Source organism: Pseudonocardia sp. Ae331_Ps2 (assembly GCF_001932405.1).
GTDB lineage: Bacteria > Actinomycetota > Actinomycetes > Mycobacteriales > Pseudonocardiaceae > Pseudonocardia.
This window is the reverse complement of sequence record NZ_MCIM01000001.1, coordinates 2,509,471-2,530,916: the sequence shown is the minus strand read 5'-3', so window position 1 is coordinate 2,530,916 and position 21,446 is coordinate 2,509,471. Positions and strand designations below refer to the sequence as shown.

Below are 21,446 nucleotides of genomic sequence, written 5' to 3'. Positions count from 1 at the left end.
CGTCTGTCAGCCCGGCCGCGCCGAGACGCCCGCCCCGCCCGCACCCGACACGACGGACACCTCCCAGCCGTGCCGCTCCAGCCCAGCGGTGACCGCGGCCGGTGGGGCGCCCTCGTAGAGCACGTGCAGCACCCCGCCCGGTGCGAGCACCCCACGCAGCACCGCCAGCTCGGGGCCGGGGTCGCGGGTCCAGAACAGGTTGACGTTCAGCGTGAACGCGACGTCCACGGAATCGGCCGCGAGCCGCAGCCCGGCCAGATCGGACCGCACGACGGTGAGGACGCCGTCGTCGACGAACGCCGCGCAGCGCTCGGCGGTCCGCGCGACGGCGACGGCCGAGCGGTCCACCGCGACCATCGCGCCACCCGCGCCCGGGTCGAGCGCGGGGCAGACCAACGACGCCACCGCGCCCGGTCCGCAGCCCACCTCCAGCACCCGGGTGCCGGGCCGCGCGACGACGACGGCGGCCGCGAACCGCGCCCGAGCCGGGACCACCCTCGCCGCCACAGCGGTCATGCTGGCACGGACCGGCCGCGGACGGGCATCATCGAGGAGGTGGACGAGGTGGTGGGCCCCGAGCAGATCCGTATCTCCGACGCCGAACGCCAGGCCGTCGCCGACCGGCTGCGTGCCGCCCACGCCGAGGGCTACCTCGACCTCGCCGAGTACGACGAGCGCCTGACCGAGGTCTGGCGGATGCGCACCCGGGGCGACCTGGGCCGGGTGACCCGGGACCTGCCCGCCGAGCGGAACCCCGGCCGTCGCGACGGCCTGGTGTTCGCCGCGAGCCCCGGCGGCATCGCCATGAAGGTCCTGTCGATCATCTGGCTGTGCATCACCGCCGCGGCCGCGGCCGGGACCACGGTGCTGGCGCTGCTCACCGACCTCAGCCCCCTGTGGTTCCTGATCTTCTCGGCGCCGACCGGGGCGGTGCTGCTGACCCTGTGGGTGGCCGGTGCGGGCCGTGCCCGGCGCAGCGGTGCCTGACCGCCGCGCCGGGACGGCTCAGCCGCCCGACCGCTCCTGCTCGTAGCGCTTGGTCATGGTGTCGACGGCGTCGAGCTGGCTCTGTGCGTGCTTCTCCCGCGTGGAGCTGGCCCGGTCCTTCGCGGCCAGGGTGCCCGCGGCCTGCCCCTGGAACTCGGGCATGACGTGCTGGGCGATCAGCTCGTAGGAGCGCTTCGTCGCGGTCGGGTCGGCCCACTCGTGGCCGAGCAGCAGGAACGCGCCGAACCCTCCCGACTGGTCGACGAGCTTGCGCACCTGGGCCTTCGCGTCCTCGACGGTGCCGATCGCGCCGATCCCGGCGTCGTTGATGAAGTCGATCATCTCCTTGACGTCACCGCCCGCCACCGCCATCTGCGGGAACGCCGCGACCTTCTGGAAGTACCGGAACCAGTGCTCGATGCCGTACTCGACCTCGCGGTAGGCCTGCTCCCGGGTCTCGGCGACGTGCATCAGCCCGACCAGCCGCCACTTGCTGCGGTCCGGTGTCGGCTGCCCGTGGTGGGCAGCGCGCTCCTCGACGACACCCCAGTGGTGGGCGAGCGCGTCGAAGCCGTCCTGGGTGAGGGTGGCGCCGATCGACAGCAGCCCGACCCCGTGCTGCCCGGCCATCCGCGGCCCGGTCGGCGAGGCCACCGCGGCGACCGTGATGTCGAAGCACGGGTCGGAGTAGGGCGCCAGCTGCAGCTGGGCGTCGACGAGGGTGTGGGTGCGGGTCCGGGCGGTGACGGTCTCCCCGCGCAGCAGCCGCATGATGATGTCGAGGTTCACCTCGAGCAGCTCGCGCGTGTCGGTGGGGTTCAGGCCGATCATGGCCGAGTCGGTCGGCAGCGAGCCGGGGCCGCAGCCGAGCATCGCCCGCCCGCGGGTGAGGTGGTCGAGCAGCACCATGCGGTCGGCCACCCACAACGGGTTGTGGTAGGCGATCGAGGTGACGCCGGTGCCCAGCCGGATGTGCCGGGTCCGCTCCGCGGCGGCCGCGATGAAGATCTCGGGCGACGCGATGATCTCCGAGCCCGCGGAGTGGTGCTCCCCGATCCAGGCCTCGTCGTAGCCGAGCCGGTCGAGGTGCTCCACCAGCTCGAGATCGCGCTGCAACGCGAGTGTGGGGTTCTGCCCGGGCTGGTGGAACGGGGCCAGGAAGGTGCCGAATCGCAGTCTGCTCACGGTGACTCCTCGTCGCTCCGGCGCCCACTCCGTCGAGGACACCGTCACGACAGTCCTTACCTGCCGTGACGGGCGTCACGCAAGCGTTGCACGAGGGTGGCAGACCGGGTGAACGGCCGGTGTACGGACGTCCGTGACGACCCGATAGGTTCCGCGATCATGGGACACCGCGAGGAGCTTCTGGACGGGGCCGCGCAGTGCCTCTACGAGAAGGGGTTCGGCCGCACGACCGCACGGGACGTGGTGGCCGCGTCCGGGACGAACCTGGCCTCCATCGGGTACCACTTCGGCTCCAAGGACGCCCTGCTCACCGAGGCCCTGCTGCGGGCGACGACGGCCTGGGGCGAGGAGCTCGACCGGGCGCTCGCCGAGCCCGCCGGCGGGCCCACCGACCCGCAGCGACGGGTCGAGGAGACCTGGAGCCGGGTGGTCGGCCTGTTCTCCACCCAGCGAAGGCTGTGGGCCACCCACGTCGAGGCGCTCGCCCACGCCGAGCGGCTGCCCGAGCTGCGCGCGAAGCTCGCCGAGGCCCAGCGGGAGATCCGCGAGGGCCTGGCCCTCACCTTCCACACGCTGCCCGACGACCCGGCCGCCGCGGACCGCCGCGTGCACGTGCTCGGCTCCGTCTACCAGGCGCTGCTCACCGGGCTCATGGTCCAGTGGATGGTCGACCCCGACACCGCGCCGTCCGGTGTGGACATCGCCGAGGGGCTGCGCGCCATCGCGGACCGGGCCGACGCCTTCGCCTGATCCCCCCGGCGGGTCAGTGCCAGGGCTCGACCCGGCCGATGATCGTCCCGCCACGGACCGCACCGGGCTCGGCCACCCGCACGGTGAACGTCCCCAGCGCGAGGAAGCGCAGGGTGACGGTGCCCCCGGCGCTGACGTCGACGGCGCGGCCCTGCTCCGGGACCAGCACCCGGCGCGCGACGTCGCTGCCGACGGTGAGCACCACCGTCGTACCCCGTCTCACCCGCACGGTCGGGACCGCGGTCACCGGCCGTGCCTCCCAGTGGTCGAAGCGGACCGGGGTCAGGCCGTGGGAGTCGGCGGACGCGGTGACGGTCGGCCCGGCCGCGACGGTGCCCGTCGTCGGTCCGACGGCACCGCAGCCCGCGGCGGCCAGGGGGAGCACGAGCATCCCGGCGAGCAGCAGCCGGGCCGGTCTCCGCATGCCTCCATGCTGCCGGATGCGCGGCCGCAGACCCCGCCCGGTGCACCCGTTCGTGGCATTCGGCACGATCGGGTCGTGAGCCAGCACCCGATCGCCCCCGTTCCCCCGACGCTCTTCGACGACGAGCGCGAGCAGCGCTGGCGGTCCCGGTTCACCGCGGTCCGCATGTCGCGCCCCGGCTGGGCCCGCGACGCGCCGGCACGCTCGGTCTACGTCTCCAACGCGACCGGCACCTTCGAGATCCACGCGTGGGACCGCGACTCCGGGGAGCACCGCCAGGTCACCGACCGGCGCAACGGCACCACCTCGGCCGTGCTGCCGCCGGACGGCGGACAGATCTGGTGGTTCGCCGACACCGACGGCGACGAGTTCGGCCACTGGGTCGCCCAGCCGTGGGCCTCCGGCCCCGGCACCGACACCGTGCCCGCCGTCCCCGGTGTCGGCGACGGCTACCCAGCGGGCCTGGAGATCGGCCGCCGCGTCACCGCGGTCGGGGTGTCCACCGACGACGGCACCGTCCTGTCGGTGCACGAGCGCGGCTCCGGCACCGACGCGCGCGAGATCTACCGGCACACCGAGGACGCCGGCGTCGGCGCGCTGTCGGAGGACGAGACGCTGCTCGCCATCTCCCACTCCGAGCACGGCGACTCCCGCCACCCGTCGCTGCGGGTGCTCGACGTCGCCACCGGTGACACCGTCGCCGAACTGCACGACGGGCCCGGCCGCGGCCTCGCCGCGCTGGAGTTCTCCCCCGTCGCCGGGGACCAGCGGCTGCTCGTCGGCCACGAACGCCGCGGCCGCGACGAGCTGCTGGTCTGGGACCCGACCACCGGCGAGGTCACCGAGCTCGCGATCGACCTGCCCGGCGAGCTCGTCGGCGGCTTCGTCCCGGACGCCTCGGCACTGCTCGTCGCGCACACCCACGCCGCCAGGACCCGGCTGTTCCGCTACGCCCTGGACTCCGGCGAGCTGACCGCGCTTCCGACCGCGCCCGGCTGCGTCGGGTCCGCCGAGGTCCGCGACGACGGCACCGTGGAGTACTCCGCGTCGTCGGCGGCCACCCCGTCGCAGATCCGGGCGCTGCGCCCGGACGGCACCGACGACGTCCTGGTCGCCCCGCCCGGGGAGCGCCCGCCCGGCTCGGTCGCCGTGCGCGACGTGTGGACCGAGGGCCCCGGCGGCGCCGTGCACAGCCTCGTCGCCGAGGCGCCGCGCACCGACGACGGCCCGGCGCCCGCGGTGTTCGTGCTGCACGGCGGCCCGCACGCCGCCGACGAGGACCGTTTCGACGCCGGTCGGGCCACCTGGGTCGAGGCCGGGTTCACCGTCGTCGAGGTCAACTACCGCGGCTCCACCGGCTACGGCTCGGCGTGGCGCGACGCGATCGAGGGCCGCCCCGGGCTGACCGAGCTGGCCGACGTCGCCGCGGTGCAGGACGCGCTGGTCGCCGACGGCACCGTCGACCCGGCCCGCTGCGTCGTCGACGGCTGGTCCTGGGGCGGATACCTGTCGCTGCTCGCGGCGGGCACGCAGCCGCAGCGGTGGGCCGCGGCCGTCGCCGGGGTGCCGGTGGCCGACTACGCCGCCGCCTACGCCGACGAGATGGAGCAGCTGCGCGCGTTCGACCGGGCGTTGTTCGGCGGCTCCCCCGACGAGCTGCCCGACCTCTACCGGGAGGCCTCGCCGCTGACCTACGTCGACGAGGTCCGGGTGCCGGTCCTGGTGCTGGCCGGGGAGAACGACCCGCGCTGCCCGATCCGTCAGATCGACAACTACCTGGACGCGCTGGCCGCGCGCGGGGACGTGCCCTACGAGGTCAGCCGGTTCGACGCCGGACACGGCTCGTTGGTGGTGTCCGACCAGCTGGACCTGATCGCGACCGAGGTCGCCTTCGTGCGGCGAGCGCTGGCGAGCTGATCCGGGCTTTCCTTCACCCGCCCGCCGTTGTGGTTAACTTTGACCCCTCAAAGTTCACTACTGGGCTGTGCCGGACAACTTTACGAGGTACGTGACCGAATGGCAGAGCTCGTCGGAAGGTTCTGGGAACCCAGTTGGGATGCGACCACCCGGGAAGCCCGACGCGGGGGACGCTACACCGCGTACGTCCCTGATCCCCTCGACGGGCGACCGCTCTCCCTCGGAGGCGTGCTCGGCCACAGAGCCGCGGCGGTGGAGTCCGCGGTACGAGGACTGGCAACCGGCCCCGGCGGCAGGGGACTGGAGAGTCTCGCCCGCTTCCTCCTACGGTCCGAGGCCATCGCGTCGTCCCGTATCGAGGGGATGCACGTGTCCGCGCAACGGGTGGCCATCGCCGAGTTGGCGGAGTCGGAACGGGTAGGTCAGGGCAAGGTCAGCGCGAGCGCTCGGTTCGTGGCGAACAACATCGCCGTCCTGCGAGCCGCCGCGACCGATCTGACCGAAGGCGCCGCGGTGACGGTCGACGCCGTCAACGGTCTGCACCGGGCGCTGCTGCCCGAGGACCACCACGGTCTGCGCACCGTGCAGAACTGGATCGGCGGCGGGGGGTGGAATCCGCTCGGGGCCGACTTCGTGCCGCCTCCCCCGGAACAGGTACATCCTCTGATGGAGGATCTGGTCGCTTTCGCGACGGGCGGCGTCCACGCCCCGCTGGTGCAGGCCGCGCTGGTGCATGCGCAGTTCGAGACGATCCACCCGTACACCGACGGCAACGGACGCGTCGGCCGCGCGCTGATCCACACCGTCCTCACGCGCCGCGGCCTCACCCCCACCGCCATCCTCCCGATCAGCCTGGTGTTGCTCACCCACTCGGACGCCTATGTCAACGGGTTGACCGCGTACCGGTACACGGGTCCGGCGGACTCGGCCGAAGCCTGGGAGGGCACCGCAGCGTGGTTGTCCACATTCGTCGAAGCGGCGGCGACTGCCGTCGACCAGGTCGAGCGTTTCAGCGCAGACCTCGTGAAGCTGCGGGACGACTGGTCCGCGCGTCTCTCCGCCCTGCGAACCACGCGTGGGATACGTGACGTCCCACGAGCGGGGTCCGCCGCCGCACGACTCCTGGATCTCCTGCCAGAGGCCCCGCTCGTGACCGCTGCGACGCTCTGCCGTCTGCTCGGCGTCTCCGCTCCGGCCGCGCACAAAGCGCTCGACGAGTTGACAGATGCCGGCATCCTCACCCGCAGGGCACTGGATCGTGGGACACGGGGCTACTTCGCGCAGGACGTGTTCGACCTGCTCACCTTCGCCGAGCGACGGCTCGCCAGCACCCGTTGGGACACCCGCCGGTCGGCTCCTGACCGCCCTGTCCCCGCGGCACCTCAGCGCTGACGCCGCCCGCCGAGCAGGCCCAGCACGTTCTCCGGCGGCCTGCCCACGACGGCCCGGTCGCCGTCGATCACCACGGGCCGCTCGATCAGCTTCGGCTCGGCGGCCAGCGCGTCGAGCAGGGTGTCCCGGTCGGCCCCGGCGAGGCCCTGCTCGCGGAACGCGGGCTCACCGGTGCGGGTGATCGCGAGCGGGTCCTCGGTGCCCAGCGCGGCCAGCGCCCGTTCGAGCTCGGCGCGGCTCGGCGGGTCGTCGAGGTAGCGGCGCACCGTCGGCTCCGCACCGTGCTCGGTCAGCAACGCGAGGGCGGCGCGGCTCTTCGAGCAGCGCGGGTTGTGCCAGATCTCCACGGCCCGAGCCTAGGACGCACGACGGCCCCGGGGGTGTCCCCGGGGCCGTCGGTCGGTGCGCGGAGCGGTCAGCCGCCGTTGCGGACGGCCTGCTCGATCCGGTCGCCGATGTTCTTGTCGACGTTGCGCCAGTACTCGAAGGCACGCTGCAGGACCGGCTCGGACACGCCGTCGAGCAGGTGCCCGGCGACGTTGCCGACGAACCGTTCGCGGGCGGCGTCGTCGAAGACCTCGCGGACCATGATCCCCGCCTGGCCCCAGTCGTCGTCGGACTCGCGCAGCGTGTACGCGCTGCGGACCATGTCGCCGTCGGCGTACCAGAGAGCCTCCGAGACCCGCTTCGGGTCGGCCGCCGGACCGCCGTAGGAGTTCGGCGCGTAGATCGGGTCACGGGTGTTCGTGATCCGCATCGCGCCGTCCTTCTGGTAGTTGTTCACCTCGCTGCGCGGCGCGTTGACCGGGATCTGCTTGTAGTTGACCCCGAGCCGGGCGCGGTGGGCGTCGGCGTAGGAGAACCCGCGGGCGAGCAGCATCTTGTCCGGCGACAGCCCGGCGCCCGGCACCAGGTTGTTCGGCTCGAACGCGGCCTGCTCGATCTCGGCGTGGTAGTCCTCGACGTTCTGGTCCAGCGTCAGCTTCCCGACCTTGATCAGCGGGTAGTCGCTGTGCGGCCACACCTTGGTCAGGTCGAACGGGTTGTACCGGTAGGTCTTCGCGTCGGCGAACGGCATGACCTGCACGTACAACGTCCACGACGGGTGGTTGCCCGCCTCGATCTCGTTGTAGAGGTCGGCCTGGTGGTAGTCGGGGTCCGAGCCCGCGAGGGTGTCGGCCTCGTCCTGGGTCAGGCACTCCACGCCCTGGTCGGACTTGAAGTGGTACTTCACCCAGACCATCTCGCCGGCGTCGTTGATCCAGCTGTAGGTGTGGCTGGAGTAGCCGTTCATCTGCCGCCAGGACTTCGGGATGCCCCGGTCGCCCATCAGCCAGGTGACCTGGTGCGCCGACTCCGGCGACAGCGTCCAGAAGTCCCACTGCATGTCGTGGTCGCGCAGGTTGTTCGCCACGCGCCGCTTCTGGCTGCGGATGAAGTGCTGGAACTTCATCGGGTCGCGGACGAAGAAGACCGGCGTGTTGTTGCCGACCATGTCCCAGTTGCCCTCGGTGGTCCACAGCTTGAGCGAGAACCCGCGCGGGTCACGCCAGGTGTCAGGGCTGCCACGCTCACCCGCGACGGTGGAGAACCGGATGATCCCCCGGGACTCGACGCCGGGCTGCAGGAACGCGGCCTTGGTGTACTGCGAGACGTCCTCGGTGGTCTCGAACTTCGCGAAGGCTCCGCCGCCCTTGGCGTGGGGCTGACGCTCCGGGATGCGCTCCCGGTTGAAGTTCGCCATCTGCTCGATGAGGTAGTGGTCGTTGAGCAGGAGCGGGCCGTCGGGGCCGATGGTCAGCGAGTGCTCGTCGCTGGCGACCGGGCTGCCGGAGTCCGTGGTGGTGGGCTTGGGCTGGTGCGACGTGGTCACGGCCGAGCCTCCTCGTACGCGTGGTGGGTGGGGCGGGCGGGTGATGGCCCGCCGGTGCGACCGAGACGCTCCCGCGGCTGCGCGGCCGCGTCGCGGTCGGCGGTGTTCGGTACCCACTGACTTCCCGTGCGGCCCAGGTCGAAACCCCGAACCGGTTCGCGACGACGCCGGGGCGCGGGTCAGGATGGGGTCGTGCCCGACACCGCCGCCACCGCACCGCGTACCGGCCTCGGCGCGTTCGCCGACGTGCTGCGCCTGCCCGGGGTCGGCGCGATCACCGCGATCGGCATGGCCGCCCGCATCCCCGCGACGGCCGTCGGCGTCACCCTGACCCTGCACACCGTCACCACCCTGGGCCACGGCTTCGGTGCCGCCGGCCTCGTCGCCGCCGCGGTCCCGACCGGGATGGCGATCGGCGCCCCACTGCTCGGGACGGTGGTCGACCGCTACGGGCTGCGCCCGGTCCTGGCCCTCACGATGACCGCGGGCCTGCTGTTCTGGTCGGTCGCGCCGCTGCTCGGCTACGCCGGTCTGCTCGGCGCGGCCTTCGTCGCCGGCGTCCTGACCCTCCCGGTGTTCTCCCTGGTCCGGCAGGTCATCGCGGCCGCCGTCCCGCCGGGACGGCGACGCCCCGCGTTCGCGCTGGACTCGATGACCGTCGAGATCTCCTACATGGCCGGGCCCGCCGTCGGGTCGCTGCTGACGGTGTGGCTGGGCTCGGCGACGACGATGCGCGTGATCGGCGCCGGGTTCGTCCTGGCCGGGATCGCGCTGTGGCGGCTCGACCCTCCGGTCCGCGCCGACGGCGACGAGGCCGCCCGCTCCGGCCCCCGCCCACCGCTGCGCAGCTGGCTGACCCGGCCGCTGGTCGGCGCGCTGCTGACGGTGACCGCCGCGGTGATCGCGATCATGGGCACCGAGTTCGCGTTCATCGCCGCCCTCACCTCCGCCGGGCAGGCGTGGGCGATCGCGCTGGTCAACGTGGTGTGGTGCCTGGCGTCGCTGGTGGGCGGGTTCCTCTACGGCAGTGCCCGCCGCAGCCTGCCCCTGCCGCTGCTGCTCGCCGCCCTCGGTCTGGCGACGTTCCCGGCGGCGCTGGCCTGGTCGTGGTGGAGCCTGCTGTTCCTGCTGATTCCGGCGGGCCTGGCGACCGCGTCGACGCTCGCGGCGGGCAGTGCCGCGATCGGCGATCTCGCCCCGGACCGGGTGCGCGGCCTGGTCACCGGGCTGCAGGGCTCCGCGACGACGCTCGGGATCGCGATCGCGACCCCGCTCGCGGGGCTGCTGGTCGACACCGCGTCCCCCGGCGCGGCGATGCTGGTGTGCGGGTCGGTCGCGGTCGTCGCCGCCGCGGTGGCGGCGCCGCTGCTGCGGGCCCGGGCCTGACCGGCCGGGGCCGCACGGCCGTCGGCGTCACCGAGATGCACCTCAGCGGGAATCGTGGATCTTCCAGGCCCGCTGGGCTGCATCTCGGTGATCCCGCTGCCGTCGGATGGTCGACGAGCGGTCGCGCAAGTCGGACACTGAGAGCGTCCACAGACGATCAGCGCAGCGCACCGCCCGGGCGCGGCGGACGGGTGTGCCACTCGGGCAGACTGGACCGAGTGAGCGCACCGCCCCACCCCGACTCCGAGACCCAGCCCATCCCGAGTGGGCGGCCCCGTCGCCGGGGAGGTCGGGTGCGCTGGGGGTTCGCGCTGCTCCTCGGCGCCGCGGCCGCGCTCGCGACGCTGCCCGACCTCGTCGGCCTCGACGCCCACTCGCCGTTCGCGCAGGTCATCGCGTTCCGGCCGCTGATGGTCGCCGCGCTCGGCGTGCTGGTCGTGGTCGGCCTGTTGATCACCCTGGCCGCCCGCCGGTTCTGGCCGGTGCCGGTCGTCCTCGCGCTGGTGGCGCTGGTCGGCGCCGCGATGGTGCTCCCCCGCACCGTGGCGAGCCCCGCCCCCGCCGGCGGGACCCCGCTGAAGGTGCTGGCGCTCAACGTCTACGAGGGCAACGCCGACGCACGGTCCCTCGCCGCGCTCGTCGCCGAGCAGAACCCCGACGTCGTCTCGATCCCGGAGGCGGGCGGGCGCTACGAGAGCGAGATCGCCCCGCTGCTGGAGCCGCTGGGCTACCGGACCGCGTCGAGCGTCGACCGTTGGGACCGCGACGTCACCGGCAACACCGTCGCCTGGTCGGACCGGCTCGGCGACGTCCGCACCCGGGTCGGCAAGGACGTCCGCTTCGACTACATCGAGATCACCGGCGGCGGCCTGGGGGACCTGCGCTTCGTCGCGTTCCACTCCGTCGCCCCGGTGCCGCGCTCGGTCGGGCAGTGGCGCTCGGACCTGGAGACCGTCGCCAAGTGGTGCTCCGGGACGAGCCCGGCGATCGTGGCCGGGGACTTCAACGCCAGCCTCGACCACTCGGTGTTCCGCGACGCCATCAGGGGCTGTGGCGACGCCGGGTCGCAGACCGGCAACGGGCTGGCCGGGACCTGGCCGACCTGGGCACCGGCGTGGCTGGGGCCGCAGATCGACCACATCGTCTACACCGGCGGTATCAGCGCGGAGTCCTTCTCGACGCACCTGGTGCCGGGCACCGACCACCGCGCGATCGTCTCGACGCTGCGCCTGCCGTAGACCCTCCACGACCGACGGCCGCCGCCCCGGATGTCCGGGACGGCGGCCGTCGTCGTGGAAGGGAGGTATCAGCCGGCCGCAGCGACCGTCTCCGCCACCTCGTAGGTGTTCAGCGCGGCGCCCTTGCGCAGGTTGTCCCCGCACACGAACAGCTCCAGGGTGTTCGGGAAGTCCAGCGACTGCCGGATCCGGCCCACCACGGTCGGGTCCCCGCCGACGGCGTCGGCCGGGGTCGGCCACTCACCGGCGGCCGGGTCGTCCTTCACCACGATGGTCGGCTGCGCGCCGAGCACCTTGCGGGCCGCGTCCACCGAGACCTCCGAGGAGAAGGTCGCGTGGATCGCCAGCGCGTGCGTGGTGACGACCGGGACGCGCACGCAGGTCGCGGAGACCTTGAGCTCCGGGATCCCGAGGATCTTGCGGGACTCGTTGCGGACCTTCAGCTCCTCCGACGACCAGCCGTCCTCCTTGAGCGAGCCCGCCCACGGCACGACGTTGAGCGCCAGCGGGGCGGGGAACGGCGAGCCGTCCCCGACCGGGATCCCGGCCTCGGTGAGCACCGCGGCGACGTCGCCGGAGACCTTGCCGGCGTCCTTGCCCGCCAGCGCGGAGATCTCGGCCTGCAGCTGGTCGATGCCGGGCTGACCGGCGCCCGACGCCGCCTGGTACGACGACACCACCAGCGCCTCGAGACCGAACTCGCGGTGCAGCGCACCCATCGCCGCCATCATCGACAGCGTCGTGCAGTTCGGGTTGGCGATGATGCCCTTGGGGCGCTCGGTCACCTTCTCCGGGTTGACCTCGGGCACCACGAGCGGGACCTCGGGGTCCATCCGGAACGCACCGGAGTTGTCGACGGCGATCGCGCCGCGGGAGGCGGCGATCGGCGCCCACTCGGCGGAGACCTCGTCCGGCACGTCGAACATCGCGATGTCGACGCCGTCGAAGACCTCGGGCGCGAGCTCCAGGACGGTGATGTCCTGGCCGCGGACCGTCAGCACCTTGCCGGCGCTGCGCGCGGACGCGATCAGCCGGATCTCGCCCCACGGCACCGACTCGCGCGCGTCGATGATCTCGATCATGGTGGTGCCGACGGCACCGGTCGCGCCGACGAGCGCCAGAACGGGCTTGTCCATGGCCATCCCGCTCACCGGCCCGTTCCGGCGGCGACCACCGCGTCGTCCTCGGCGCCGAGCTCGAACGCCACGTGCAGCGCCTGCACCGCGTCGTCGAGCTGGTCGGAGCGGCAGATCACCGAGATCCGGATCTCCGAGGTGTTCATGGTCTCGATGTTGATCCCGGCGTCGGACAGCGCCTCGCAGAACTTGGCGGTGACGCCGGGGTGGTTGCGCATGCCGGCGCCGACCAGGGAGACCTTGCCGATGTCGTTGTCGTAGATCAGCTCGGCGAACCCGATCTCGGCCTTCGCGCGCTCCAGCGCCGCGACGGCGGTGTCACCGTCGGTGCGGGGCAGCGAGAAGGTGATGTCGGTCTTCTTGTCCGAGACGTTGGAGATGTTCTGCAGCACCATGTCGATGTTGATCTCCGCGGCGGCGACCGTGCGGAAGATCTTCGCCGCCATCCCGGGGGTGTCCGGCACGCCGGTGACGGTGATCTTGCCCTCGGACCGGTCGTGGGCGACGCCGGTGATGATCGGATTCTCCAACGGGATCTCCTCGATCGAGCCGGAGACCAGAGTGCCCGGCTTGTCGTTGTAGGAACTGCGCACCCGCAGCGGGACGCCGTAGCGGCGGGCGTACTCGACGGCGCGCAGGTGCAGCACCTTCGCGCCGGACGCGGCCAGCTCGAGCATCTCCTCGTAGGTGACCGTCTCGAGCAGGCTGGCCTTGGAGACGATCCGCGGGTCGGCGGTGTAGACGCCGTCGACGTCGGAGTAGATCTCGCAGACGTCGGCGTTCAGCGCGGCGGCCAGCGCGACGGCGGTGGTGTCCGACCCGCCGCGGCCCAGCGTGGTGATGTCGCGGGAGTCCGCGCTCATGCCCTGGAAGCCGGCGACGAGCACGATGTACCCCTCGTCGAGGGCCTCGCGCAGGCGCCACGGGTTCACCTCGGTGATGCGGGCGTCACCGTGCTTGGACGTGGTGAGCATCCCCGCCTGCGAGCCGGTGAACGACCGGGCCTCGGCGCCGAGGGAGTGGATCGCCATCGCGACGAGCGCGTTCGAGATGCGCTCCCCCGCGGTGAGCAGCATGTCCATCTCCCGCAGCGGCGGCTTCGGGGAGATCTGCTCGGCGAGATCGGTCAGCTCGTCGGTGGTGTCACCCATGGCGGACACGACGACGACGACATCGTGGCCCTCCTTGCGGGTGCGGACGATGCGCTCGGCGACCTTCTTGATGCGCTCCGCGTTCTCGACCGACGAACCGCCGTACTTCTGCACGACGAGGGCCACGCCGACCTCCAATCCTGACTCCGCGTGGGAGCCGTCGGGTGCACACTTCGACCGCCGTGATGCGCAGGTGACGCATCGGCGGCGCTGGTCGGAACGGAACAGTACCGGCGAGCACCGCCCGTTTTCAGGATCTGGACGGTCACCGATGACCCAGACCACACGGGCTCGCCCACGGACCGGCGCTCGGGTATGAGCCGCCCCTCACCCGACCGTCGTACGACGGCGGTGCCGACGGACCGCGTCGGTGTTGCCGCAGCGTGCGCTGCAGTAGCGCTGCCTGCCGTTGCGGGAGACGTCGGCGTAGACGCGGGTGCAGCCCTGCGCGGCGCACCGGCCGAGCCGGTCCATCCCCCGGGTCGCCAGGTGGGTGGCGGTGCCGGTCGCGAGCAGGGCACGCAGCACACCGGCCAGGCCCAGGCCGTCGTCGCGGTGGTGCAGGTGCCAGTGCCCGTCGTGGTCGGTGAGCCGCGGTGGCCCGGTCGACTCGGCGAGCAGGGCGTTGAGCAGCCGTGCCCGCTCCGCGCCGGGTCCGGCGTCGACGACCTCCTCCCACCGGCGCAGGAAGTCCCGCACCGCGGGCAGGTCGGACCCGACCGGCTCCCAGTCACGGGACACCCCGGCGGCGAGGCAACGCTCCACCAGCTCCTCGGTCGAGGACGGCGGCACGTTCACCAGGTCGGCCGCGAGCAGGACCGGATCCTGACCGTAAGGGTTGATATGCACTGAACCATTACAGCAGCGTGGTCGTCGTGAGCACACCCCTGGACCACGAATGGCGCACCGCGTCCCGGCACCGCACCTCCGACGGCGTGGTGAGCTACCAACGCTGCCGGTGCGGGGCCTGGCGCATCCGGCTCGCCGCGCCCGGCACCGCCACCGTGGCGGCCAGTGCCGGGCGGGACCGCGCGCTCCGGTGAGCAGCGGTCCGGGGCGCGCTCACCCCAGGTCGACGATGGCGGCGACCGGCCCGCCTCCCTCGGGGCCCTGGTGGGCCGCGGACACGGACACGAACACCGCGGGGTCGCCGGTGACGGCGGCGGTGACCCCGCCGACGCAGGCCTTGATCTGGCGGTGCCAGTGCACGTCGGAGTCGTCGAGCATGGCGTTGCGCCGGCCGCGGACGGTGCCGTCCTGCGACGCCTCGCACTTGAGGAACACGTTGACCAGGCGACCGTCCAGGTCCGAGGTGTGCGGCCGCTCCGGCAGGTCCAGGCCCGCGTCGCGGATCGCCTTCCAGATGCCGTCGGCGTCAAGGGCGTCGGTCATCACCGAGTGCCCGATCCGGTAGCGGCCGCCGACCCCGGTCGCGTTCCCGACCACGACGACCTGGGCCCGGTCCAGCTCGACGCCCGACGAGCAGGACGCCACCGCCGAGTAGAGCCCGCGGTCGTGCATGACGTCGGCGTCGGACGGCATCTCGATCTCGCCGAGCGCCACGGCGACGCCGAGCGCGGTGCAGCCGTTGGACAGATCCATCGACTCGTGGGTGTGCTCGGTCCACACGGTCTTCCCGCGGGACTTGGCGTCACGGATGGTGTGGATGGTCAGCAGCGGGGTCTTGGTCTGGACGTAGTGCACGTCGGCGGGGTCGGTGATGCCGGCCTTCTTCATCGCGGCCTGCACCGCGTCGGCCACCTTGGTGATCATCGGCGTGCGGCCGATGTCCTCCGGTGCCAGCTGCTCGCTCATCGCGAAGCCGACGGTCAGACGGGGCTCGTCGGAGGGCACGACGTCCTCCGGCGGGACGGTCGCGAAGATCGTCGCGTGCGGGCTGATCACGCCGTCGGTGCCGCCGGACCAGACGATCGGGACCTCCCGGACCTGCTCGGCCGGGGCGCCCTTCTCGACCAGCACCTCGCGGAAGGCACGGTCGGCGATGATGCGGGTGTAGTCGTTGACCCCGCCGTTCCCCTCGGTCTTGCCGATGATCGCGACGACCCGGTCGGCGTGCAGGACCCCGTCGTCGATCAGCGACGCGAGCTCGCTCGCGTCGGCCACGGAGTGGATCGGGACCTTGCGCACCTCGATGGCGTCGGGCATGACGGACTCTCCTTCTCCAGCGGTCTCAGGACGGGACGACGACGGTTCCGGCGTCGCCGGTGACGGCCTCGGTGATGTGGGCGAGGTCGGTGATGACGGCGCGGGTGCCGCCGTTCTCGACGAAGCGGCAGGCCGCGTCGACCTTGGGGCCCATCGAGCCGCCGGCGAAGTGACCGTCGGCGGCGTGGGCACGCAGCTTCTCGACACCGATCGTGCCGAGCGGCTCGGCGGCCGGGGTCCCGAAGTGCAGCACCGCGTGCGGTACGTCGGTGCCGATGACGAGCACGTCCGCGCCGACCGTGCGGGCGAACAGCGCGGCACCGAGGTCCTTGTCGATGACGGCCTCGACGCCGGCCAGCTCGCCGCCGGGCAGCCGCACGACCGGGATCCCGCCGCCGCCGTTGCCGACGACGACGAACCCGGCGTCGACCAGGGCCCGGATCGCCGGGCCGTCGACGATCTCGAGCGGCTCGGGCGAGGCGACCATCCGGCGCCATCCCCGCTCGCCACGGTCCTGCCAGGTCTGGCCGTGTGCGACCAGCACGGCGGCCTCGTCGGCAGGGAGGTGGCGCCCGACCGGCTTCGACGGCCGGAGCAGGCCCGGGTCGTCGGCCGCGACCCGGGTGCGGGTCACCACGGCGGCGGTGCGCCGGTCGACCCCGGCCGCCGCCAGCGCCGCGTCGAGCGCCGTGGTGAGGACGAAGCCGAGCGTCCCCTGGGTCTGCGCGCCGCACCAGTCCAGCCCGACCGGTGGGACGACGGCGGCCGCCAGCTCGTTCTTGACCAGCAGGTTCCCGACCTGCGGGCCGTTGCCGTGGGTGATGACGATGTCGTGGTCGCGGGCCAGCAGCCCGGCCACCGCCCCGGCGGCGACGCGCGCCGCGGCGATCTGGTCCTCCGGCCGCGCGCTGCCGTCGGCGGCGGTCATCGCGTTGCCGCCCAGTGCCAGCAGGACCCTCACGACGACGCCCCCGGGAGCGGGGTGGCCGCCGTGCCGCTCGCCGTGGCACCGGCGGCGGAGACCGGGCCTGCTCGCCGGCAGGGGTCACCGACGATCATGGGTGCTCCTTCCCGAGGAGATGGGCGAGCGGGCGGGTGCCCACGGGCAGGCCGTACCGGTCGTAGTAGGCGAACATCGCGTCGAGAACCGGGCCGAGGCCGGACGGCCCGGGGACCCGCTCGGCGGTCGTGCCCGCCTCCGCCGCCAGCTCGGCGACGGTCGCGGTGCGCGTCGCGAGCTCGTAGGTGGCGCCCTCGTGGCCGGGTTCGGTCAGGACGGTCGCGGCGGCCGCCCCGACCTCGTCGAGGTCGGCGAACCCGAAGACGGCGTGCACGTCGTAGGGCACCCGGACCGGCCCGGTCAGGTCCAGGTTCTGCAGGTAGGCGCCGGGCTGCAGGATCGTCCAGCGCAGCCCGGACCGGCGGACGACGTCCTCGGCCCTGGCCTTGCCCAGGTGGTGCGGCATGTCCGGGGCGTACGGCGCGGCCACCGAGTGGTAGCCGACCCGGGTGACGCCCGCGGTGCGGAGCCCGTCGAGCCAGCCCGCGACCAGCGCGGGCTCGTCCGGGTGCAGGTTCGGGGCGATCAGGTAGGCGGCGTCGGCGCCGGCCGCGGCCCCGGCGACGTCGTCCGCGCGCCCCAGCGGGACGGCGGTGGCGCCCCGCGCCCGCAGCGCGGCCGCCACCGCCCGCCCGGTCTTGCCGTGGCCCCCGCAGATCACGACCCGCACGGCGACCTCAGAGCCGGTCGACGTCGGCGTACGCGGCCCCGCCGGCCAGCGTCGCGTAGCCGGGGCCGCGGTCGAAGAACGCGTCGTCGTCGCGGGACCACGCGGCGCGATCCGCGCGCTCGGCCGTGGTGGCGCCCGCGTCGAAGCCGAGGGTGCCGTCGTCGAGGTCCCCGGTCAGGACGACGCCGTAGTCGGCCAGCGCCGCCGCGGCGGACACCTTGCGCCACAGCACGTCCCGCACGACGGCCGCCGGGTCGCGGCGCAGCGGGTCGCCCCAGCCGCCGCCCCCGGTGGTGCGGATCCGGATCACCTCACCGGCCCGGACCGGCTCGGCGTCGGCCAGCGCGTCGACCACCCGCTCGCGCGGCCCGCCCGGGTCGATCACGACCTCGAAGGGCCGCCCCGCCTTCCCGCCGCGGACCCCCCAGCAGGCCAGGATCGACCGGTCCGCGATCGACATGAAGTGCGCGTCCTTGAGCATCCGGACGTGCTTCTCGTAGCCGAGGCCACCACGGAACTCCCCGGCGCCGCCGGAGTCGGTGGCCAGCGACAGCGACTCGACCCGGAACGGGAAGCGGGCCTCGGTGAACTCGGTAGGCAGGTTCCGCGAGTCGGGGACGACGTGGATGGTGTCCTCGCCGTCGGCGTAGTAGCGGCCGCCGGAGCCACCGCCCAGCACCTCGCGCATGAGGTACGGGCGGCCCTCGAGGTCCTCGCCGTAGACGCCGGTGTAGCGGATCGTCTCCTGGTCGGCGGGCATCCGGCCGTCGACGGCCTTGGCGACGACACCGGCGAGCACCCCGAGCAGCCGCAGGATGACGAAGGTGCGCGCGTTGGTCGGCGCGGGGAACACCGGGGTCAGCAGCGTCCCGGGCGGCGGGAACCGCATCTCGATGAGCGGGACGACCCCCTCGTTGACGTCGAGCTCGGCCATCCGCTCCGGGGAGTCGGCGAGGTTGCGCAGGATCGGCGCGAGCCACTTCTTGAGGAAGACGCCGTCGGAGTAGTCGCCGCAGTGGTTGATCGGCCCCTTGGCCTGCGGGGAGGTGCCGGCGAAGTCGAGGATCAGCCGCTCGCCGTCGGGGTCGTCGGGGCCGGTGCGGGTGAGCGTGATCCGCTGGGCGTGCAGGCGGGGCTCGTCGACGCCGTCGTGCTCGGCGTAGTCCTCCCAGGTCCAGGTCCCCACCGGGATCCGGCCGAGGATCTCGCGGCGGTAGGTCTCGGTGGTGCGGGAGATGATCGCGTCGAAGCAGGACTCGACGGTGTCGGTGCCGTAGCGGTCGAAGAGCTCGCCGAGGCGACGGGCACCCATCAGGCAGGCCGAGCACTCGGCGTCGAGGTCGGCGGCGAGCGAGTCGGGCATCCGGGAGTTGCGCGTCATGATCGCCAGGGCGGCCCGGTTCGGGACGCCCGCGGCCCACAGCCGGATCGGCGGGACCATCAGTCCCTCCTCGAACACACTCGTGGCGTTCGAGGGCATCGAGCCGGGGACCGCCCCGCCGATGTCGTCGTGGTGGCCGAAGGCCTGCACGAACGCGACCACCCGCCGGTCCTCCGCGGGACCCGCGAACACCGGGACGGTGACGCACAGGTCGGGCAGGTGACCGATGCCGCCCTCGGAGCGGTAGACGTCGTTGTGGAAGAAGACGTCGCCCTCGCGCATCTGGTCCAGCGGGAACTCCCGGGCGATCGGGTGCACGAGCGCGGAGTAGGAGCGGCCGGTGAGCTTGCGCAGCCTCCGGTCGTGGATGCCGGCCCGGAAGTCGTGCGCGTCGCGGATCATCGGGCTGCGGCTGGTGCGGGCGATAGCCGTCTCGACCTCGGACTCCACACTGGTCAGCGAGCCCTGCACGATCTCGACGAGGACCGGGTCGGCGCTCGCACCGGCGTCCTCGGTCAGTGGGCCGAAGGGAAACGCCGTGGGGGCGCGACGCGAGCCGGTGTCGGCCGGGCGGTCGGTCGTCGCTGGGGTCGCTGGGGTCACTGGGCGGCCCTCCGGGTCACGATGATGTTCAGGCGGCTGTCGACGCGGGCGGTGAAGCCCGGGTGCAGCGGGACGGTGGAGCCGAACTCCTCGACGACGGCCGGGCCGTCGACGACCGCGCCGGGGACGAGGTCGGTCCGCCGGTACACCGGGGTGTCGAGGTAGCCCTGCGCGGCGTCGAAGCAGACCGGGCGCCGGCCCGCCGCGGCGACGACCGGGTCGGCGACGAGGTCGTGGGTGGCGATCTCCGGGCGGCGGATCGGGCCGATGCCCGAGACGCGGATGTTGACCCACTCGACCTGCTGGCCGGGGTCGCCCGCGAAGTCGTAGCCGTAGAGGGCCCGGTGCGCGGCGTGGAAGGCGTCGGCGACCGCGGCCAGGGTGTCCGGGGTGACGGGTCCGTCCGGCACCGGGACGCGCACCTCGAAGGCCTGCCCGAAGTAGCGCAGGTCGGCGGTGCGGACGAAGGCGTGCTGCGCGGCCCGGAACCCCTCCCGGCCCAGCGCGGCCGCGGCCTGCGCGGTGAGGTCGTCGACGACGCGGGAGACCTCGGCCGGGTCGAGCCCGTCGGCCAGCGCGACGTGGGTCTGCACGTAGTCGTTCTTCACGTCCACGGTGAGCAGGCCGAACGCGGACACGTTGCCGGGGTTCGGCGGGACCAGGACGGTCGGGACGCCGAGCACGTCGACGAGCCGGCACAGCAGCAGGGACCCGGACCCGCCGAAGGTGGTGAGGGCGAAGTCGCGCACGTCGAGGCCGCGCTTGACGGTGACCTGGCGCAACGCGTTGGCCTGGTTCCAGGCGGAGATCTCCAGGACGCCGGTGGCACAGGCCTCCGGGGTCAGGTCGAGCTCCTTGGCCAGGCGCTCGATGCCGGCGCGGGCGGCGTCGACATCGAGCGGGATCTCCCCGCCGAGCAGGTGCGGGGGGATGCGGCCGAGGACGACGTGCGCGTCGGTGACGGTCACCTCGGTGCCGCCCCTGCCGTAGCAGAGCGGACCGGGGGCGGCGCCGGCCGAGTGCGGGCCGACCTTGAGGGTGCCCTCCGGCGAGATCCAGGCGATCGAGCCACCGCCGGCGCCGACGGTCACGACGTCGATCATCGGGATCTTGGACGGGAACCGCCCGACCGTGCCCTCGGTGGTGAGCGTCGGCTCGCCCCCGATGACGACGCTGACGTCGGTGGAGGTGCCGCCGCCGTCGGAGGTGAGGACCTTGTCGTAGCCGGCCTCCTGCGCGATCAGCGCGGCACCGAGCGCCCCGGCGGCAGGTCCGGACAGGACGGTCGTGATCGGCTGGTGGACGACCTCGTCGGCGGACAGGACGCCGCCGTTGGACTTCATGACGTAGAACGGGATCGCGCGGCCGTCGTACTCGGTGAGCCGCTCGGTGATGTTGGCGACGTAGGCCGACAGCCGCGGCTTCACCGCGGCGTCGACGAGGACCGTCGTGGCCCGCTCGAACTCGCGGTACTCGCGCAGGACCTCGCTGGACAGCGACACGACGGCGGCCGGGTGCTCCTCGGCGAGGACCTCCCGCATCCGCTGCTCGTGGGTGGGGTCGGCGTAGGCGTGCAGGAAGCAGACGCCCAGGGTGTCGACGCCGTGGTCGCGGAACCAGCGGGCGGTCGCGCGGGCCCCGGCCTCGTCGAACGGGCGGACCTCGGCGCCGGTGAAGTCGAGCCGGCCCTCCACTCCGCGGACCAGGTCCCGGGGCACGATCCGGTTCGGCTTGACCCAGAAGTAGGAGTTGCCGTAGCCGTCCGGCACTGACTGGCGGGCGATCTCCAGCATGGCCTCGTAGCCGGCGGTGGTCACGAAACCGAGCCGGCCGACCTTCCCCTCGAGCAGGAGGTTGGTGGCGACGGTCGTGCCGTGGCTGACGGCCTCGATCTCGGCGGCTGTTCTGATGCTCGTTCCGCCTGCGCTCCTCTGGCCCGCACCCAGCAGCTCCAGGACCTTGTCGATGCCGGCGAGGAAGCCGTCGGCCGGGTTGGCCGGGGTGGAGGGCGTCTTGGTCGTGACGAGCTCGCCCGACCGTTCGTCGAAGGCGACGACGTCGGTGAACGTGCCACCGGTGTCGATGCCGATCCGGATGCGCCGGCTCATCGGGGTCCTTCCTGCCTGG

20 protein-coding genes are annotated in these 21,446 nt (G+C 73.2%); 7 read left to right on the top strand and 13 right to left on the bottom strand.

The features are described 5' to 3' along the window. Nucleotides 1-6 precede the first annotated feature (6 nt). Nucleotides 7-507: a class I SAM-dependent methyltransferase gene (locus tag Ae331Ps2_RS12125; RefSeq protein WP_075308834.1), complete on the bottom strand. Its 501-nt coding sequence runs from the start codon at nt 505-507 to the stop codon at nt 7-9. A gap of 48 nt (nt 508-555) precedes the next feature. On the opposite strand from Ae331Ps2_RS12125, the gene Ae331Ps2_RS12120 reads away from it, so the two are divergent. Continuing rightward, nucleotides 556-987: a DUF1707 domain-containing protein gene (locus Ae331Ps2_RS12120; protein WP_020623577.1), complete on the top strand. Its 432-nt coding sequence runs from the start codon at nt 556-558 to the stop codon at nt 985-987. A gap of 18 nt (nt 988-1,005) precedes the next feature. On the opposite strand, the gene Ae331Ps2_RS12115 is transcribed toward Ae331Ps2_RS12120, so the two are convergent. Next, nucleotides 1,006-2,172 carry an LLM class flavin-dependent oxidoreductase gene (locus Ae331Ps2_RS12115; protein ID WP_020623578.1) on the bottom strand — a complete coding sequence of 389 codons (1,167 nt, stop codon included), beginning with the start codon at nt 2,170-2,172 and terminating at the stop codon, nt 1,006-1,008. Nucleotides 2,173-2,331: 159 nt separating this feature from the next. On the opposite strand from Ae331Ps2_RS12115, the gene Ae331Ps2_RS12110 reads away from it, so the two are divergent. Continuing rightward, entirely contained in the window at nt 2,332-2,922 is a 591-nt protein-coding gene (locus tag Ae331Ps2_RS12110) for a TetR/AcrR family transcriptional regulator (protein ID WP_020623579.1), read from the top strand. A gap of 13 nt (nt 2,923-2,935) precedes the next feature. Here Ae331Ps2_RS12110 and Ae331Ps2_RS12105 read toward each other — a convergent pair whose 3' ends face one another. After that, nucleotides 2,936-3,346: a hypothetical protein gene (locus Ae331Ps2_RS12105; RefSeq protein ID WP_020623580.1), complete on the bottom strand. Its 411-nt coding sequence runs from the start codon at nt 3,344-3,346 to the stop codon at nt 2,936-2,938. Between the two features lie 75 nt (nt 3,347-3,421). Here Ae331Ps2_RS12105 and Ae331Ps2_RS12100 point away from each other — a divergent pair, with 75 nt between their 5' ends. Both Ae331Ps2_RS12100 and Ae331Ps2_RS12095 read left to right on the top strand, forming a co-directional pair. Beyond that, the gene (locus Ae331Ps2_RS12100; RefSeq protein WP_249265240.1) at nt 3,422-5,263 is read left to right on the top strand and encodes an alpha/beta fold hydrolase; all 1,842 of its coding nucleotides are present in this window, start codon (nt 3,422-3,424) and stop codon (nt 5,261-5,263) included. Nucleotides 5,264-5,632: 369 nt separating this feature from the next. Then, the gene (locus Ae331Ps2_RS12095) at nt 5,633-6,655 is read left to right on the top strand and encodes a Fic family protein (protein WP_249265612.1); all 1,023 of its coding nucleotides are present in this window, start codon (nt 5,633-5,635) and stop codon (nt 6,653-6,655) included. On the opposite strand, the gene arsC is transcribed toward Ae331Ps2_RS12095, so the two are convergent. Beyond that, nucleotides 6,646-7,002 carry an arsenate reductase (glutaredoxin) gene (arsC, locus tag Ae331Ps2_RS12090; RefSeq protein WP_020623583.1) on the bottom strand — a complete coding sequence of 119 codons (357 nt, stop codon included), beginning with the start codon at nt 7,000-7,002 and terminating at the stop codon, nt 6,646-6,648. The two genes, Ae331Ps2_RS12095 and arsC, sit on opposite strands and share 10 nt — an antisense overlap. Before the next feature lie 68 nt (nt 7,003-7,070). Further along, nucleotides 7,071-8,528: a catalase gene (locus Ae331Ps2_RS12085; protein WP_075308838.1), complete on the bottom strand. Its 1,458-nt coding sequence runs from the start codon at nt 8,526-8,528 to the stop codon at nt 7,071-7,073. Between the two features lie 192 nt (nt 8,529-8,720). Between Ae331Ps2_RS12085 and Ae331Ps2_RS12080 the strand changes: the two genes are divergently transcribed. Continuing rightward, nucleotides 8,721-9,914: an MFS transporter gene (locus Ae331Ps2_RS12080; protein ID WP_020623585.1), complete on the top strand. Its 1,194-nt coding sequence runs from the start codon at nt 8,721-8,723 to the stop codon at nt 9,912-9,914. A gap of 293 nt (nt 9,915-10,207) precedes the next feature. Beyond that, a complete protein-coding gene (locus Ae331Ps2_RS12075; RefSeq protein ID WP_075308840.1) occupies nt 10,208-11,152 on the top strand; it encodes an endonuclease/exonuclease/phosphatase family protein in 945 nt (314 codons plus the stop codon). 68 nt (nt 11,153-11,220) lie between these two features. On the opposite strand, the gene Ae331Ps2_RS12070 is transcribed toward Ae331Ps2_RS12075, so the two are convergent. The 3 genes from Ae331Ps2_RS12070 to Ae331Ps2_RS12060 form a co-directional block, all read right to left on the bottom strand. Then, on the bottom strand, nt 11,221-12,294 hold the full coding sequence (locus tag Ae331Ps2_RS12070) for an aspartate-semialdehyde dehydrogenase (protein WP_075312495.1): 1,074 nt from the start codon (nt 12,292-12,294) through the stop codon (nt 11,221-11,223). A gap of 5 nt (nt 12,295-12,299) precedes the next feature. Further along, the gene (locus Ae331Ps2_RS12065) at nt 12,300-13,565 is read right to left on the bottom strand and encodes an aspartate kinase (RefSeq protein ID WP_075312497.1); all 1,266 of its coding nucleotides are present in this window, start codon (nt 13,563-13,565) and stop codon (nt 12,300-12,302) included. A 201-nt stretch (nt 13,566-13,766) separates the two neighbouring features. Beyond that, complete coding sequence (locus tag Ae331Ps2_RS12060; protein ID WP_075308842.1) at nt 13,767-14,288, bottom strand: CGNR zinc finger domain-containing protein; 522 nt, start codon at nt 14,286-14,288, stop codon at nt 13,767-13,769. Nucleotides 14,289-14,314: 26 nt separating this feature from the next. On the opposite strand from Ae331Ps2_RS12060, the gene Ae331Ps2_RS31950 reads away from it, so the two are divergent. Continuing rightward, nucleotides 14,315-14,482 (top strand): hypothetical protein, encoded by a 168-nt coding sequence (locus Ae331Ps2_RS31950; protein WP_158071558.1) that lies wholly within the window; start codon nt 14,315-14,317, stop codon nt 14,480-14,482. Nucleotides 14,483-14,501: 19 nt separating this feature from the next. Here Ae331Ps2_RS31950 and Ae331Ps2_RS12055 read toward each other — a convergent pair whose 3' ends face one another. The 5 genes from Ae331Ps2_RS12055 to Ae331Ps2_RS12035 form a co-directional block, all read right to left on the bottom strand. Continuing rightward, a complete protein-coding gene (locus Ae331Ps2_RS12055) occupies nt 14,502-15,605 on the bottom strand; it encodes a ring-opening amidohydrolase (RefSeq protein ID WP_075308844.1) in 1,104 nt (367 codons plus the stop codon). A 25-nt stretch (nt 15,606-15,630) separates the two neighbouring features. Further along, the gene (locus Ae331Ps2_RS12050; protein ID WP_075308846.1) at nt 15,631-16,566 is read right to left on the bottom strand and encodes a carbamate kinase; all 936 of its coding nucleotides are present in this window, start codon (nt 16,564-16,566) and stop codon (nt 15,631-15,633) included. A 94-nt stretch (nt 16,567-16,660) separates the two neighbouring features. Further along, nucleotides 16,661-17,335 (bottom strand): SDR family oxidoreductase, encoded by a 675-nt coding sequence (locus tag Ae331Ps2_RS12045; RefSeq protein WP_075308848.1) that lies wholly within the window; start codon nt 17,333-17,335, stop codon nt 16,661-16,663. A gap of 7 nt (nt 17,336-17,342) precedes the next feature. Next, nucleotides 17,343-19,319: a hydantoinase B/oxoprolinase family protein gene (locus tag Ae331Ps2_RS12040; RefSeq protein ID WP_083695491.1), complete on the bottom strand. Its 1,977-nt coding sequence runs from the start codon at nt 19,317-19,319 to the stop codon at nt 17,343-17,345. Further along, entirely contained in the window at nt 19,316-21,427 is a 2,112-nt protein-coding gene (locus Ae331Ps2_RS12035) for a hydantoinase/oxoprolinase family protein (protein ID WP_075308850.1), read from the bottom strand. Before Ae331Ps2_RS12035 ends, Ae331Ps2_RS12040 begins: the two co-directional genes overlap by 4 nt. Nucleotides 21,428-21,446 lie beyond the last annotated feature (19 nt).

Excerpts from the sequence above, each read along its gene's own strand:
- Ae331Ps2_RS12070 (WP_075312495.1), bottom strand. The coding sequence starts at position 12,294 with ATGGCCATGGACAAGCCCGTTCTGGCGCTCGTCGGCGCGACCGGTGCC.
- Ae331Ps2_RS12035 (WP_075308850.1), bottom strand. The coding sequence starts at position 21,427 with ATGAGCCGGCGCATCCGGATCGGCATCGACACCGGTGGCACGTTCACC.
- Ae331Ps2_RS12110 (WP_020623579.1), top strand. The coding sequence starts at position 2,332 with ATGGGACACCGCGAGGAGCTTCTGGACGGGGCCGCGCAGTGCCTCTAC.
- Ae331Ps2_RS12055 (WP_075308844.1), bottom strand. The coding sequence starts at position 15,605 with ATGCCCGACGCCATCGAGGTGCGCAAGGTCCCGATCCACTCCGTGGCC.
- Ae331Ps2_RS12105 (WP_020623580.1), bottom strand. The coding sequence starts at position 3,346 with ATGCGGAGACCGGCCCGGCTGCTGCTCGCCGGGATGCTCGTGCTCCCC.